Below are 14142 nucleotides of genomic sequence, written 5' to 3' on the forward strand. Positions count from 1 at the left end.
AACGTAAACATTTCACATATCAATCGACAACTACTTTATAAACTCATCCACGTTTTCCCTGGTTATCTTTAGCAAGCCAGTGTTGATCGTTGAGGGAACATTAGTGATTCCCGCCGCGGCATCGCTGTGCGAAAGTCTGTTCGTTTGGTGAACCATGTCGAAAAGAAACTGCGCGCCATACCAGGTAAACAACTCGCGTTTCTGCCCCGCCAGCATGCTGATGGTTCCATCCTTTACGAGGGCAAGATGTTCCGGCTCCCAATCTACGGTTGTTATCTTTACCTTGCCAGCTTTGCCTGCCTCTTTCACTGCAAGCGCAATGCCTGGGCCTGAATTCGAGTCAAAGCCACAAAATCCGGCTATGTCAGGATGAGCCGATAATACGTCTGATGTAATGCGTGCTGCCGTTTCGACATTAGCTTTGTCGTCGTATTTGCCAACGACCTCAATGCCCGGATAGTTTTTAAACACATCGAGCATACCAAGAAATCCCTGCTCCATATTTGTCAGCCCCAGTATCCCCATGTAGGCAACCTTGCCTTTGCTTCCAATCAGCTTGACCATTTCTTCTCCCTGCATTCTTCCGATTTCGTACCAGTCTGTTCCAAGAAAAGCGTGGCGATCAGAGTTGGGAATGTCGGAATCATAAACAACGGTAGGGATACCAGCAGCTACAGCCTTATTGATTGCCTGCGCGATGGCAGGATCTGTTCCATTGATCAGCAAACCCGTTGGACGTGTGCCTATTACTTCTTCGATGGTGTTAATCTGAGCCGGCACATCCCATTCCGCGGGTCCAAGAATAGAAACCTTTACTCCCCGCGCTTTACCCCACTTAATGAATGCCGCCTGATCATGATGAACGTACATCGGCATGGTCACCGCAGTAGTGATCATCACGTATTCTTCGTTCCCGACTCTCACGCTATCGCCCACACTGACTGCGCGTGTTATTGTTGCTGAATTCCTGGGAGGAAGCTCACAGCCGATAACAATACCAGCGATGAGGAAACATATCAGCCGATACCTGACGAGCGATCTAATAAACATATCACGGCCATTCATCATCATCTACAAGTTAAGCTTATATCTCCTCTGAACAAGATTGTCGGCCCACAAGGTCAGGATCAATATGATACCGAGAATGATCTCCTGCCAATAACCGGATACTCTGGCGATGACCATGATGTTAGCGACAACTCCCATGAACAATGCACCCATTAAAGCACCAGTAATTTTCCCGGAACCACCGCTGAGACTTGCGCCTCCGAGGATCACCGCTGTAATCACTCGCAGCTCGAGTCCCCTTCCCATGGTTGGAAGAGCCGTACCCAATCGCGACGACAGAAGAATACCTGCTACACCAGCCAGTGCTGCCGAAAGCATGAAAGCAAACAGTTTCATTCGTTTCACTCTTATACCCGAAAGATCGGCCGCCTTCTCATTGCTGCCGATGAAATAATAGCGTCGGAAGAAGATCGTTTTGTTCGTAAGGAATGCAAACAAAAAAACAACCAGCAGCATATACCAAACCGGCATCTGAATTCCCAACAATCGCGACTGGCCGATGGCATTAAACCAATAGGGAAGATTTTGTATTCCCGATCCACTCACGAGAAGCGCCCCGCCTCTCACAATTCCCATCATGGCAAGGGTCTGGATCATAGGATTGATCCCCTGGTAAGCGATGAGATATCCATTCAGCCAACCGATCATCAGTGCGCTACACAGTCCAAGTACTAACGCAATGGGTACTGGCAGACTGTAAAATTCCATCAGGTATGCCGTTAAGCAGCCAGTGAACGCAACGATGGAACCGACTGAAAGATCAAAGACACCTGAGATCAACAAGATCATCATACCTACGGCTACGATCGTATCAATCGATAAATTCAGAAGAAGCTGACTTACGTTGCCGAAGGTGGGAAACGTCGCAGGGAAAATTATGGCAGCGACAATGCTGACAATTATCAGCAACACAAGCAATGAATAGACCCGATCCCTGATGAGCGTTTTCAGAAACATATCGTCACATAGCTAAAGACAAAATCATTTCTTCCGTCGCCTCTCCCGCCGAAAGCACACCGGATATTTCACCGCGCCGCACAACGAGGATACGATCGCATAAACTGAGCAATTCGGGAAGCTCACTGGATATTACAATCAATGCAAGTCCATTCCTGGCAAGGTCTGTTAAAATATTGTAGATCTCCTGTTTCGCTCCAACGTCTACACCGTGTGTTGGCTCATCGATGATCAGCACCTCCGGGCTTGTTGCGAGCCACTTTGCAAGCAACACTTTTTGCTGGTTGCCACCACTGAGGCTAACGGTCAATTGATCAAGTGAACTCGTCGCTATACTTAAGCGGGTCCTGTAGTCGCTTGCCAGTCTGAGCGCCGCATACTTGTCGACGAAGTTACTTTCAGTCGTGCTTTCCGCCTTCGATACAGCAATGTTATCCGTGACAGTCATTTCCTGGAACAAGCCAAGTTTCTTACGGTCTTCCGTCACATAGCCGATTCCATGCCGGATGGCATCTATCGGGTGAGAAAGCTTAATGGCTTTACCCCTCAGACGCACCTCGCCTTCATTATAATTGTCAATTCCGAATATTGCTCTTGCTATTTCCGTACGCCCGGCACCAATCAGCCCTGCCATGCCAACGATCTCGCCACTCCGAAGAGAGAATGAGATATTGCTGAACTTATGGGAAGAAAGACCAGCAACGTCAAGAATAACTTCACCACTTTCGTCCCTTGTGCGCGGCACTGTTTTAATCTCGCGGCCCACCATGCGCTGAATCAATTCCTCCCGCGACAGGCCTTTTCTTGGAAATGTTCCTTTGAATTCACCGTCCTTCAAAACCGACACGCGGTCAGCGATTTCAAAAATCTCGGCCAGCCGATGTGAAATGTAAATGACAGACGTTCCCCTCTTTTTTAATCTGACGATGATCTCAAACAAAACGCGGATTGACTCATCGGTTAGCGAGGCCGTAGGTTCGTCGAGGATCAGTACCTGTGGATCCTTTGCCAATGCCTTTGCAATCTCTACCATCTGCCGCTGTGCGGGCGACAAACTTCCCACAATTGAAGAAGGATCCAGTTCAATATTCAACTCTTCAAGAAGTATCCTTGAATTTTTATTCAGCAATGCATGATCGATCAATCCAAAGCGATTAACCGGCTGTTGATTTACAAAGATGTTCTCGGCCACACTCACCTCCTCTGCAAGACTGAGATGCTGGAAGACGACGGCAATACCGGCACGAAGTGCATCGCGCGGTCCATTGGAAACAAAGGCATTTCCATTCAAAAATATTTGTCCCTCGTCGGGTTGAAGATTCCCACTGAGAATATTCATCAGCGTACTCTTCCCCGCGCCATTCTCGCCACACAATGCATGCACCTCACCGGCCGCAACGGAGAGGCTGACATGCTTCAGGGCCTTCACTCCCGGAAAGGACTTGCTAATGTCTGCAATATCAATCCGCGGAATTATCATTTGAAGGATGAGAGACGAATCATAGAATTACTTCGCGCCGACGCATAGGCAGCATGTACGAGACGCACTGTTTCAAGATTGTCGGTGCCAATCGTTTCGGCGTTATGTGAGCCTTTGCCCTGTGAGGACTGAAGGCTTTGAAGTATATCGCGATTGCACTCCACTATGCTCGCGTGAACCAACGCATATTTTGGATCAGCCCATGCATATTGAGGTGGCCTGGCAATTAAAGTTTCGGTTCCATCTCGAGTCGTAACCTTGATAACATAATCATGCTGCAACCGAATTGATCCCCCTGATCCCTCAATGAGCACGTATGTTTGTGGAAATGATTCCCGCTCCATGATCGAAGCGTACGACATCTCCGCATAGCAAGTCGAGCCGTCCTTCATCCTCATCATCACATTGGCAACATCTTCACCTTTTATCTTTGAATTGACAGTAGCCACGTTGCAATACAAAGTCTCAGCATCACCAAACAGGAAGCGACACGCATCAAGGATGTGTGAACCGATATCGGTAAGAATGAACTCGTCGAGTTCGGCAAGAAATGGCTGATTATCAAAGACCGGAAACGCGGAGCAAAATGTCACACGACTCTTAAACACCTCACCTATGCGCTTCTCATTTAACAACGTTTTCAACTTACGCATAGGGGCCTGCCAGCGCCAGTTCTCATGAACAAAGAATGGGACATTGTGCTCGCGGCATACATCAACCATCCTTTGCGCCAACGGCAGCTTAGGCGCCATGGGCTTCTGACAAATCACCGGTATACCCCGCTTTGCAACCGCTTCCGTTATTGCGGCATGAGAATCTACATCCGTGATGATATCGGCGAAATCCAATTGCTCCTTATCGAGCAGGCGTTCATAGTCATCATAGACAGCGGATACATTGAATTTTTCTGCCATGGCCGTCGCCTTTGCTTTCGTTCTGTTATATAACGCAACCAGTTCGACGCCACCCACTTCGTTCCACGCCGCGATCTGATAATTGGCCCAAAAGCCCGTCCCGAAAACTGCGAAACGAAGTTTCTTCATGCTCATTCAACTAGTTCCCGTTGATGGTTGTTCTGCTCAATAACAAGCAGTTCTTATGACTTATTATCATTCAATTGTTCCTGGTCGTTTGAAATTCTTTGAGGCATCGTCAATTACGAGCACCCAGTCCTGTCCCGCCTTAGGAGGTGTAAAACTTTTCGTTCCGCTCCCGCTGACACTTTTCCCTTCCGTTGCCTCACCAGAGCGCGGATCGAACCACCAAACATTCTTCTTACTACCCGACACCTTGCTAAGATCAACGCTTACCGATTTGTTTTGAGGAAGGTAAATCATTGCATACGACTTTTCCGAATCACGCGTCGCTGCGACATACTCCAGATAGTTGTCTGCTATTTTCGACTTCACGATGGTTTGATCGCCGATCCGGGTAACATAAGGGCGCGATAACATCAGCTTCTTCAGGTAATGCATTTGTCCCGCAGCTTCAGCCTTTGCCGCTTTCTTCCAACCAATGATCGTATCGCCAATGTTGATCGGCGGATACAAATCCTTATTCAGGAACTGCCATATCTGGTGATGTCCGTACGTAACGCCGCAGCTACCCGCAAATACACCGCGATAGATCCGGGCCCGCACATCATAAGCATGAAAGTATCCACGCGCACGCGTCCACTTATTGTCCCAGGGATTGACAGGATGATCCTCGTAGCATGGCTCCATATCCAGCGTAGGCTTCTGCGGCTTCATCGTCAGGTCTTTTTCCACCCACTTCCACGGATTGGTTTCCCGGGCGCCATGACCGGACTGAAACGCGTTCATGTCCAGCCAGGGCTCCTCGTGAATATAATCTGTGGTTCTGTAGCTGCCACCTGCGGGGTGATAAGTTATAAATGCTTCCTTTCCCAACACGCCTTCAATTCCTTTCGCCATTGCACGCCAGATAGGCCGGTCGTCGTATTGAACTTCTGTTCCGGACCTGTTCGACTTGTAATAGGCGGGACGATCACCGCCAAGCACCCATATGATATTCCATTGCTTCGCATAGCGTGTCGCCAATATTCGTCCATAGGCTTCCGCATTTTGCTCATTGAATATTATGGGACCATCGCCCCATAAATGGGCAACCTTATCACCCCAGGTGGGCAGCAAACCAATGTACATCTTCTTTTCTGCTGCTTTCTGAATAGCGAAGTCAACATGGTCCCAATAGTCGTATTCATAGGGATTATCGGGACTGTTACCCGGAGTGATGAGAAGTTGTGTAGGGTCCTCGTTGTTCAGCGGCCAGTCGCCATAGCGATTAGGTTCGCGCACGCCATTAAACTCAGCCAGAGCCACTCCTTGAAGCACAGTAAATCCCTGTTCGCTCCTTGTGTTCACGAGGTATTCGATCTCCTCACGCGTGAGCCGATGAAACATCTCCCAGTCGGTATCGCCCAACCAGAAGAAAGGCTTTCCGTTTTCCGTGAGGAACCGACCGTTGTCACTCACCTTGATTTGTGAGTGCCCGATGAGACACGACGAGAGGAATACAAGAGTAAACAGTATTCTATGCATGATAGTGATCTTTATGCGATTTGGTCAGTGTGTAATTGCGATGCTTTCTTTTATGCCTTTGTCATTATTTCCACCTGATACTTGACATGTTCAGGGTCCAGCACTTTCTTCCAGTCGTCTCTGAAGATGAGTGGCTTACCGATGGCGATTGCCTTGTAGCACGCATCAGAGAATACACCGCCCGGAATCTGGTCGAAGCAAAGTGCCAGGTCGATGTTAATGTGACCCATAAAGAAATCGAATGCCGCTTCCCTGGGAACCCCCTTGGCAATGATGTCATCAAGTGCCTCGCGCATCGTGAACATCACTGCCCCGAGGAATGTTTCTGCGAGACCAGGTTCGAGCAGGGCCATCTGTTCAACGGTGATCCTATGCGCCCGTGACACAGGTGCATAAAAAATCTTCGCCAATGCCTCTCCTTCAGCATAATGTTCTTCCGGACCTTGTGCCAGGGCACATACAATTGATTGTGTCGCGCTGATGCCACCGAAGTAGTCAAAGTGTTTCTTGCGGTCTGCTTCCCAATTAAATACCGAAGGATGCGTGGGATGCGTGACAAAGTAGGTGATGTCATCGCGTTTTGGAAGATGACCTCCCATCGCTGCAGCGGGATCCAGGGTGATTACGATGCAACCAGGTCTGAACTTCTGCAACAGCGAAGAAGCAACCTTTCCAATATGAATGTCGGGCACGGCCAGTATTACAGCATCGGCTCCACCAATCACTTCTTCTGAAGACACAGCGACACCTCTTTGCATTAGTCGCGATTTTCCCTCGGCACTTACTTCCAGGTATGACACATCATAGTCACGGTTATCTCTCAGATTGTCGGTGATACGGCATCCCATTTTGCCACCAGCACCGACGAGTGCAATCTTGCGTATCATTTATTTATGTGATTTGTCCGTTGAAATTCAAACAGGCTGATCGTCTTCAAATGATTTAGACTCTCTTCCGCCCAACTTTGTTCAAGAGCGATTGTTGTATCGAGGTCGTTCTGAAACGGTACCCATTGTTCCAGCACAGCGCTCGGGCAGCGATGAAATCCCTGAAGTTTTTCCACCAGGGCGAACGTATTTAGAAATCCAAGTCCGGCTGGAACTCCGGTCACGTTGAGGCCCATGGAATGCTTCACTCGCTGTACGGTGAAATCCTTGATATGGAGATTAACTGTATAGGGCGATAGCAACTCTGCCACGTGATCAAGTCCTTCGCCCGCCCCGAGCGAGTTCACTGTGTCCAGGCAGATGCCAACGTGACGGCTACCCAACGACTCCATCAGAAAGACGAGCTCCGTTGCTTTGAAGCGATCATGATTTTCGATGCCAAGCACGATGGATTCCTTTTCCAGCATCGGAATGAAGTCTTCGATGATGTCGGCAACGCTTGAGATAGACGGCTCGTATGGCCCTTCATCGATGACGAAGCGGACCAACGGGGCATTGAAGAACTTTGCGAGTTCTATATAAGTGTGAAGGTGATCTGCTGTCAGTCCGCGGGCACCCAACTCAATGCGGATACCTCCATCGATGATGTTCCGTTTCAAAGTCTCACGGCGGTCAATGTCAAACTGATGCACTGGAAGGTTATCTCCAAACTGTATACAATGAAGTCCATGCTTCCGGGCAATCAGCAACAGGTCATTCTCGGAAAGCGGGTTTACCGACCTGGCATTTTTCACGCCGGCCCACCACCCGTATGCAAAGCTGCTTATTCCCAGAATCATGGTCTTCCTTAATCCTCCTCAAGAATAGTTGCAATTGCAAACCTTTGCATCTGCTATTTTGATTGATATTGATGCTTTTTTTGCACATTTTAGCCTTCCATTCTTTCAGACTGCAGTAATTGTACACAACCCAATGAATCGACTCCCGCAGCGACCTCACTTACTGAAGATTACGCCACCCTTACTGAAGTCGATCGTGGTGAAGGGAGACGAAATCCCTTATAATAATCCCTGGCACTATCATCCTGAAATTGAGCTGTTACACTGCGTCAAAGGAAAAGGAACGAACTTCATTGGCAATAGCATACACCGCATGGAAGAAGGTGAAGTGTTGCTAATCGGAAAGAACGTTCCCCATACCCGTCAACGCGATCGCGCCTATTACAACGACCATCCGCATGAACTGCCCTCCAGCGTTGTTATTCAGTTCAGAGAAGATTTTCTTGGCAGCGGATTCTTTGTTGTTGAAGAATTCAAACCGATCGCCGATTTGCTGACCCGCGCACTAAGGGGATTGAAGTTCACCGGGGCAACCAGCGCGGTTGCTGCGGAAAGACTTGCAGTGCTCGGTAAGAAGAGTTCAACGGAGGCGATACTGGAAACGTTGTCTTTACTTAATTATCTCGCACGCTCTGAGGAATTCGAATATCTGAACGCCGTGAACTACGTGAGCACGGTGCATGAGAAGTCGTCACAACGGATCAATAAAGTATATCATTATACGGTTGAACACTTTCGCAATGATATCACACTTGAAGAGGTGGCAGCACTTACCAATCATTCGCCTGCTGCCTTCTGCCGATACTTCAAAACAAGAACGCGCAAGACCTACGTCCAATATCTTACCGAGTTAAGGATCGCTTATGCGTGTGAGTTGCTTATGCAAGGCAACCTGGACATAGGTCAGGTCTGCTTCGAAAGCGGCTTCAATAACCTTTCTCACTTCCATAAGCAGTTCAAGCGGCACATGCAGACCACACCCAGCGATTATCAAAAACAATCACAGCAGAAGGTGCCTAAGGCCAGATGAATTTGAAGGCACAAGTTCCATAAGACACACCGACACACACCAGGCAGAAGCAACTTAAGATCTCAATTGTAGCATTTATATTGTCATTGAATGCTATTTTCGATTCGCTTATTTGCAAGCTTATCTACGCACTCATGTCCGTCAGACTTCTGTTCATCTCTTTGAAACAAACATTCTTTCTCAGACAAGTATTCAACACTCTCAGGGTGGTATTCCTTTCACTCGCGCATTTACTGTTAGCAGCGCCATCCCTCCTCGCGCAGCAGGATGTTGTCCCGGCGCTGCAGGAATGGACGAGCAAAAAGGGAAAGTTTAGCATCACAGAAAAATCATCAATTGTCGTCGATCCTGCTGTTTTCGATATCATAAAAGAGGATCTGGATATATTCAGCGAAGATCTATTCACCATTACCAAAATGCGCCTGCCTATCAGGCAGGAAGCAATCGCCAGACACGATGGCGACATCAAATTCATTCAATCCCCGGACGCTTCCAATCAACCGGAGGCCTACCGGCTGATAATCGATGGCCAGTTGACTGTCACAGCATCTACATCAAATGGCTTTTTCTACGCGATGCAAACCATCCTTCAAAGTCTTGTTCAAAGTAAAGACAAGCTCAGCCTGACAAGGGGCACAGCTTATGACTTTCCTGCTTATAAAGAGCGCGGTGTGATGCTTGACATTGGACGCAAGTTCTTCGAGGTGGACTATATCAAGAAGACTATTCGCGATCTCTCCTGGTACAAGATGAACTTACTTCACCTTCATTTTACAGAATGGCATTCATTCAGACTGCAGAGCACATTGTATCCGGGGCTCGCAGCTAAAGAATCTTACTCTAAAAAGGACATCGCCGAGATAGAATCCTACGCTAAGAAATATCACGTGATAATTGTACCGGAGATCGATCTGCCCGGTCATGCAACGGCCATCACAAACTACAACCCTAACCTTGGGTTTAGTTGTGCGTCCATGCGTGAGGCCCGATGGCAGGGAGATTCTACCAATGCAAAGGGTCAGGCGTGGATACTCGATGTGACCAAACCTGAAACGAAGATTTGGGTGAAGGCGCTGCTCGATGAATTCATCCCTCTGTTCAATGGACCCTATTTTCATATCGGCGGCGATGAATGGCAGTATGATGATCAGAAGGAAGCCTGTCCGGAACTTATGGAGGCTACACGCAAGCTCGGTTTTAAATATCCAGGCGATGTGATCGTGAACTTCATGAATGAAATGAACGCCCACGTGAAGAGTCGTGGCAAACGCTCGCAAATGTGGACATGGTGGAATTATTCACCCAATGAAAAGCAGCAAAACAAATACAGCGTCATCCCTGATAAAGATGTTGTCATTAACATCTGGAATGCTGAAAGCATGGAGGCCACGCTTAAGGACGGATACAAGTCGGTAGTTACAATAGAATCTGGTGAAGGAGCGCTTTACATAACCCCCGGCTATGGAAAGAAGTTGGGCGACTATGCCTATTTTGATTCGAAAGCCAACTACGAGAAGTGGCAGCCATCACGTCATGAGAATGTATTGGGATTCAAGATTTGTATCTGGGCAGATCAGGCGGAACGCATGCCGTCGGAATGGTTCGATGGCTATGCTGATTTTCCGAAAGCCATCTTAGCGGAACGCATATGGTCAAGGGCTGCGTCGCCGACTGTCGATCAATTTAAACTGAGGGTGGATAAGGCGAAGAAGGCATCGGAGTTGTTCAAAACTAGTCGTTAACTTTGCAACGTGGCAAACGTATTGATCATCGACGATGAAGAGAACCTGCGCAAACTGCTTGCCCGGGTGATCGAACTTGAAGGCTACGCGGTGCTGCAGGCAGCAACAGCTAAGGATGGATTGAAGATCCTTCACAGAGAAAGCATTCACGTGGTGATCTCCGATGTAAAGCTGCCCGATGGAAATGGAGTTGATTTAACTACGACGATCAAGAAAGATTATCCCGCAGTAGAGGTGATTGTTTTAACAGCGTATGGCACGATCCAGGATGGTGTACAGGCGATCAAGAACGGGGCATTTGATTATCTCACAAAAGGCGAGCATCAGGAGAAGATCATTCCATTACTGAGCAAAGCGTCGGAAAAAGCAATTCTTCAACAGCGACTGGTGAGTTTAGAAACGCAACTTCAGTCAAAGTTTGGATTCACGAACATATTGGGAGAAGACAAGTCATTGAAAGCCTGCGTTGAACTGGCTAGAAAAGTATCGGCGACAGACACAACGGTGTTACTACTCGGCGAAACCGGAACAGGCAAAGAAGTATTTGCACAGGCCATTCACTACGAAAGCGCACGCAAGACGAAACCGTTTGTAGCACTCAACTGCAGCGCGTTTCCCAGGGACCTTCTTGAGAGTGAACTTTTCGGTCACGCTGAAGGAGCGTTTACAGGCGCGACGAAATCAAAGAAAGGGTATGTAGAGGAAGCTCACGAAGGAACTTTGTTTCTGGATGAGATCGGTGAAATGAATATCGATCTTCAGGCCAAGTTACTTCGCGTATTGGAAACCGGTGAGTTCTATCGTGTGGGAGAAAGCAAAGTAAGGAAGATCAATGTACGCTTTATAGCCGCCACCAATCGCAATCTTGAAGAGGAATCGGAGAACGGCACGTTCCGGAAGGATCTGTTCTATCGCTTATCAGTCTTTACTATTGCATTGCCGTCTTTGAGAGACAGGCGCGACGATATCCCTGCGCTTGCAAAATATTTCATAAGGCAGTTTTCTCTCAAGACAAATAAACCAGATCCCAAACCGTCGGCAGCATTTCTCAAAGCACTGCAGCAGCATCCGTGGAAGGGAAACATCCGCGAATTGAAAAACGTAATTGAACGAAGCGTGATACTGGCCGATGGAGAACTTGAAGCATCACTGCTTCCTGCGGATTTCAACATCGAGACAGACAACAACTCGCTTGAGCTTGCATCAGTTGAAAAGAGGCACATCATCAGAGTACTTCAGCACACTCACGGCAACAAAACTCAAACGGCAAAACTATTGGGTATAGGGCTTACTACATTGTATCAGAAAATAAAGGACTACGCCCTCGAGACGTTATCGAAATAGCGAAATACGCGCCTACGCACTGCCTCCAACCTTCACTTTGTACATCTGACCATCCGGCCCGGTAATAGCATTAGGGCGGACTTTCTTCTGCGCCAACAAATCGAATAACAGCTATACCGTTTCCGAAATTGACCCTTCGGATTCCGAAGGGTTTCCCTTAGGCACATTCTACAACTCTCTGACTTCCAGGCACCCCTGATTTCCGCACGGCGTTTGGCATCAGGGGGTCATGAATAAAATTGCAATAACCTATGATGACTCTGATGATGCTACTGCTCGGCCTGTTTGGCTTCTGGCTCTTGTTCAAACTCGTTGATGCCTTCGAAAATATTTAAAGATCTGATATGATCACGCTGAAACACTTAAACGCTGAGGTGCTTGCCAGAAACGCTTATAGCTGTGATGATCATACAAAAACAATTAACACTATGATGACCATTCTATTAATCATCGGCGCCCTGGTATTCACTTACCTGGTTTATGCACTGATCAAACCCGAACGATTTTGATCTAACTGTAACTATCATGAACTCTGAAATATTAGGCATAACAATACTCTTTGCTGTAACAGTACTTCTCGCCATTCCACTCGGTAAATATTGCGTGAAGGTATTTCGCAATGAAAGAACGTGGCTCGACTTTATGTCACCTCTGGAGAAGGGGATCTTCAAGCTGTGCGGCATCGATGCAACGAGGCCCATGGACTGGAAGGAAAATCTGAAAGCCACATTAGTGCTCAACCTTATTTTCTTTTTGTGGGCGCTGGCCATTCTGCTGACTCAATCGTGGCATCCCTTCTGGAACCCGGATGGCATTTCGAACATGGAACCGACAACGGCCTTCAATACCGCAATCAGTTTCATGACAAACACAAACCTTCAACATTATAGCGGAGAAACTGGAGCAAGCTACCTCACGCAGCTGATGGTATTTTGTTTCCTGCAGTTTGTGAGTGCGGGTACCGGTATTGCAGCGATGGCATCGCTCTTTAAGGGCATTGTTCAGCGACAGGCAAGCGATCTCGGCAACTTCTACAATCTGTTCCTGAGAAGCTGTACGCGCATACTCCTTCCGTTGTCGATCGCCGTTGCTGCATTCCTCGCGGTGCGAGGTACGCCTTCTACCTTTCAGGGCGCCGCCCAGGTGATCACAATTCAGGGCGACACCGTACAGGTTGCGCGCGGTCCGGTGGCAGCGATGGTGGCCATAAAACAACTCGGCACAAATGGCGGCGGATACTTCGGACCGAACTCAACGCATCCATTCGAAAATCCTGACTACCTCACAAACTTCGTCGAAAACTTCTCCATACTCATCATACCGATCGCGCTGGTGTTTGCCTTCGGATTTTACATCGGAAAACCACGGGTTGCCTATGCGTTCTTCGCGGCAATGACAGTTGTCTTCGTCGCATTTGTTGTCGTAGCTGTCCATTTCGAGTCGAAGGGCAATCCATTGATCACGGCCATGGGTATTGACAATTCTTCGGGAAGCATGGAAGGTAAGGAAGTGCGATTCGGAGCAGCTGCAAGTGCCATGTGGGGAGTATCCACTACTTCAACTTCGAACGGGTCCGTGAACTCCATGCACGACAGTCAGACACCGATCTCCGGAGGTGTCTATATTCTCGACATGATGATCAATGCGATCTATGGTGGAGCCGGTGTTGGCTTTATCAACTTCTTCGTGTTTGTCGTCATTGCCGTATTTATCGCCGGACTCATGGTCGGCCGGACGCCGGAGCTCTTTGGCAAAAAGATAGAGGCACGGGAGGTGAAGATTGCGGCACTTGTGGCCATCCTTCATCCGTTGCTGATTCTCGTTGGCACTGCCATCGCATCACATGTGCATGCACGCGATCCTGAGATCGGATGGATTGCCAATCCCTCCTACCACGGCTTCAGCGAGATGCTGTATGAGTTTACCTCATCCGCCGCTAACAATGGATCCGGTTTCGAAGGACTTGGTGATGCAACACCGTTTTGGAATGTCCTCTGCGGACTCGCCATGCTGTTCGGAAGATTTATACCTATCATCGGTCCATTGGCAATTGCCGGTTCGCTTGCTTCAAAGAAATATACGCCTGAGAGTTCCGGTACACTGAAGGTTGAAAGTCCTGCCTTTGTTGCCGTGCTCTTATCGGTGATCATCATTGTTGCCGCATTATCATTCTTTCCGGCGCTGGCACTGGGTCCTATCGCCGAATACCTATCCATGTGATAAAAATACTAGTA

At 48.2% G+C, this 14142-nt stretch carries 12 protein-coding genes; 5 read left to right on the forward strand and 7 right to left on the reverse strand.

All coding sequences use genetic code 11. The features are described from left to right. Positions 1–30: 30 nt before the first annotated feature. The 7 genes from WBG78_RS22725 to WBG78_RS22755 form a co-directional block, all read right to left on the reverse strand. A complete protein-coding gene (locus tag WBG78_RS22725; RefSeq protein ID WP_337328795.1) occupies positions 31–1050 on the reverse strand; it encodes a substrate-binding domain-containing protein in 1020 nt (339 codons plus the stop codon). Between the two features lie 21 nt (positions 1051–1071). Then, a complete protein-coding gene (locus WBG78_RS22730) occupies positions 1072–2025 on the reverse strand; it encodes an ABC transporter permease (protein WP_337328796.1) in 954 nt (317 codons plus the stop codon). A gap of 4 nt (positions 2026–2029) precedes the next feature. Beyond that, entirely contained in the window at positions 2030–3505 is a 1476-nt protein-coding gene (locus WBG78_RS22735; RefSeq protein ID WP_337328797.1) for a sugar ABC transporter ATP-binding protein, read from the reverse strand. Continuing rightward, positions 3502–4548, reverse strand: a complete 1047-nt coding sequence (locus WBG78_RS22740) for a Gfo/Idh/MocA family protein (protein WP_337328798.1) — start codon at positions 4546–4548, stop codon at positions 3502–3504. Before WBG78_RS22740 ends, WBG78_RS22735 begins: the two co-directional genes overlap by 4 nt. Before the next feature lie 66 nt (positions 4549–4614). Continuing rightward, complete coding sequence (locus tag WBG78_RS22745; RefSeq protein ID WP_337328799.1) at positions 4615–6066, reverse strand: glycoside hydrolase family 140 protein; 1452 nt, start codon at positions 6064–6066, stop codon at positions 4615–4617. Positions 6067–6116: 50 nt separating this feature from the next. Next, positions 6117–6953 (reverse strand): phosphogluconate dehydrogenase C-terminal domain-containing protein, encoded by an 837-nt coding sequence (locus WBG78_RS22750; RefSeq protein WP_337328800.1) that lies wholly within the window; start codon positions 6951–6953, stop codon positions 6117–6119. Further along, the gene (locus WBG78_RS22755) at positions 6950–7792 is read right to left on the reverse strand and encodes a sugar phosphate isomerase/epimerase family protein (RefSeq protein ID WP_337328801.1); all 843 of its coding nucleotides are present in this window, start codon (positions 7790–7792) and stop codon (positions 6950–6952) included. The genes WBG78_RS22750 and WBG78_RS22755 overlap by 4 nt, the downstream gene beginning before the upstream one ends. A 133-nt stretch (positions 7793–7925) precedes the next feature. Between WBG78_RS22755 and WBG78_RS22760 the strand changes: the two genes are divergently transcribed. The 5 genes from WBG78_RS22760 (at position 7926) to kdpA (ending at position 14128) form a co-directional block, all read left to right on the forward strand. Further along, positions 7926–8822 (forward strand): AraC family transcriptional regulator, encoded by an 897-nt coding sequence (locus tag WBG78_RS22760; RefSeq protein ID WP_337328802.1) that lies wholly within the window; start codon positions 7926–7928, stop codon positions 8820–8822. A 134-nt stretch (positions 8823–8956) separates the two neighbouring features. Next, positions 8957–10564 (forward strand): beta-N-acetylhexosaminidase, encoded by a 1608-nt coding sequence (locus tag WBG78_RS22765; protein WP_337328803.1) that lies wholly within the window; start codon positions 8957–8959, stop codon positions 10562–10564. Positions 10565–10573: 9 nt separating this feature from the next. Continuing rightward, the gene (locus WBG78_RS22770) at positions 10574–11908 is read left to right on the forward strand and encodes a sigma-54-dependent transcriptional regulator (RefSeq protein ID WP_337328804.1); all 1335 of its coding nucleotides are present in this window, start codon (positions 10574–10576) and stop codon (positions 11906–11908) included. Positions 11909–12252: 344 nt separating this feature from the next. After that, the gene (gene kdpF, locus WBG78_RS22775; protein ID WP_337328805.1) at positions 12253–12417 is read left to right on the forward strand and encodes a K(+)-transporting ATPase subunit F; all 165 of its coding nucleotides are present in this window, start codon (positions 12253–12255) and stop codon (positions 12415–12417) included. A 16-nt stretch (positions 12418–12433) separates the two neighbouring features. Then, a complete protein-coding gene (gene kdpA / locus WBG78_RS22780) occupies positions 12434–14128 on the forward strand; it encodes a potassium-transporting ATPase subunit KdpA (RefSeq protein ID WP_337328806.1) in 1695 nt (564 codons plus the stop codon). Positions 14129–14142 lie beyond the last annotated feature (14 nt).

It is taken from the genome of Chryseolinea sp. T2 (genome assembly GCF_037203685.1).
In the GTDB taxonomy this organism is placed as follows: Bacteria; Bacteroidota; Bacteroidia; order Cytophagales; family Cyclobacteriaceae; genus Chryseolinea.

Excerpts from the sequence above, each read along its gene's own strand:
- WBG78_RS22745 (WP_337328799.1), bottom strand. The coding sequence starts at position 6,066 with ATGCATAGAATACTGTTTACTCTTGTATTCCTCTCGTCGTGTCTCATC.
- WBG78_RS22750 (WP_337328800.1), bottom strand. The coding sequence starts at position 6,953 with ATGATACGCAAGATTGCACTCGTCGGTGCTGGTGGCAAAATGGGATGC.
- kdpF (WP_337328805.1), top strand. The coding sequence starts at position 12,253 with ATGATCACGCTGAAACACTTAAACGCTGAGGTGCTTGCCAGAAACGCT.
- WBG78_RS22755 (WP_337328801.1), bottom strand. The coding sequence starts at position 7,792 with ATGATTCTGGGAATAAGCAGCTTTGCATACGGGTGGTGGGCCGGCGTG.
- WBG78_RS22740 (WP_337328798.1), bottom strand. The coding sequence starts at position 4,548 with ATGAAGAAACTTCGTTTCGCAGTTTTCGGGACGGGCTTTTGGGCCAAT.
- WBG78_RS22725 (WP_337328795.1), bottom strand. The coding sequence starts at position 1,050 with ATGTTTATTAGATCGCTCGTCAGGTATCGGCTGATATGTTTCCTCATC.
- WBG78_RS22760 (WP_337328802.1), top strand. The coding sequence starts at position 7,926 with ATGAATCGACTCCCGCAGCGACCTCACTTACTGAAGATTACGCCACCC.
- WBG78_RS22730 (WP_337328796.1), bottom strand. The coding sequence starts at position 2,025 with ATGTTTCTGAAAACGCTCATCAGGGATCGGGTCTATTCATTGCTTGTG.
- WBG78_RS22735 (WP_337328797.1), bottom strand. The coding sequence starts at position 3,505 with ATGATAATTCCGCGGATTGATATTGCAGACATTAGCAAGTCCTTTCCG.
- WBG78_RS22765 (WP_337328803.1), top strand. The coding sequence starts at position 8,957 with ATGTCCGTCAGACTTCTGTTCATCTCTTTGAAACAAACATTCTTTCTC.
- kdpA (WP_337328806.1), top strand. The coding sequence starts at position 12,434 with ATGAACTCTGAAATATTAGGCATAACAATACTCTTTGCTGTAACAGTA.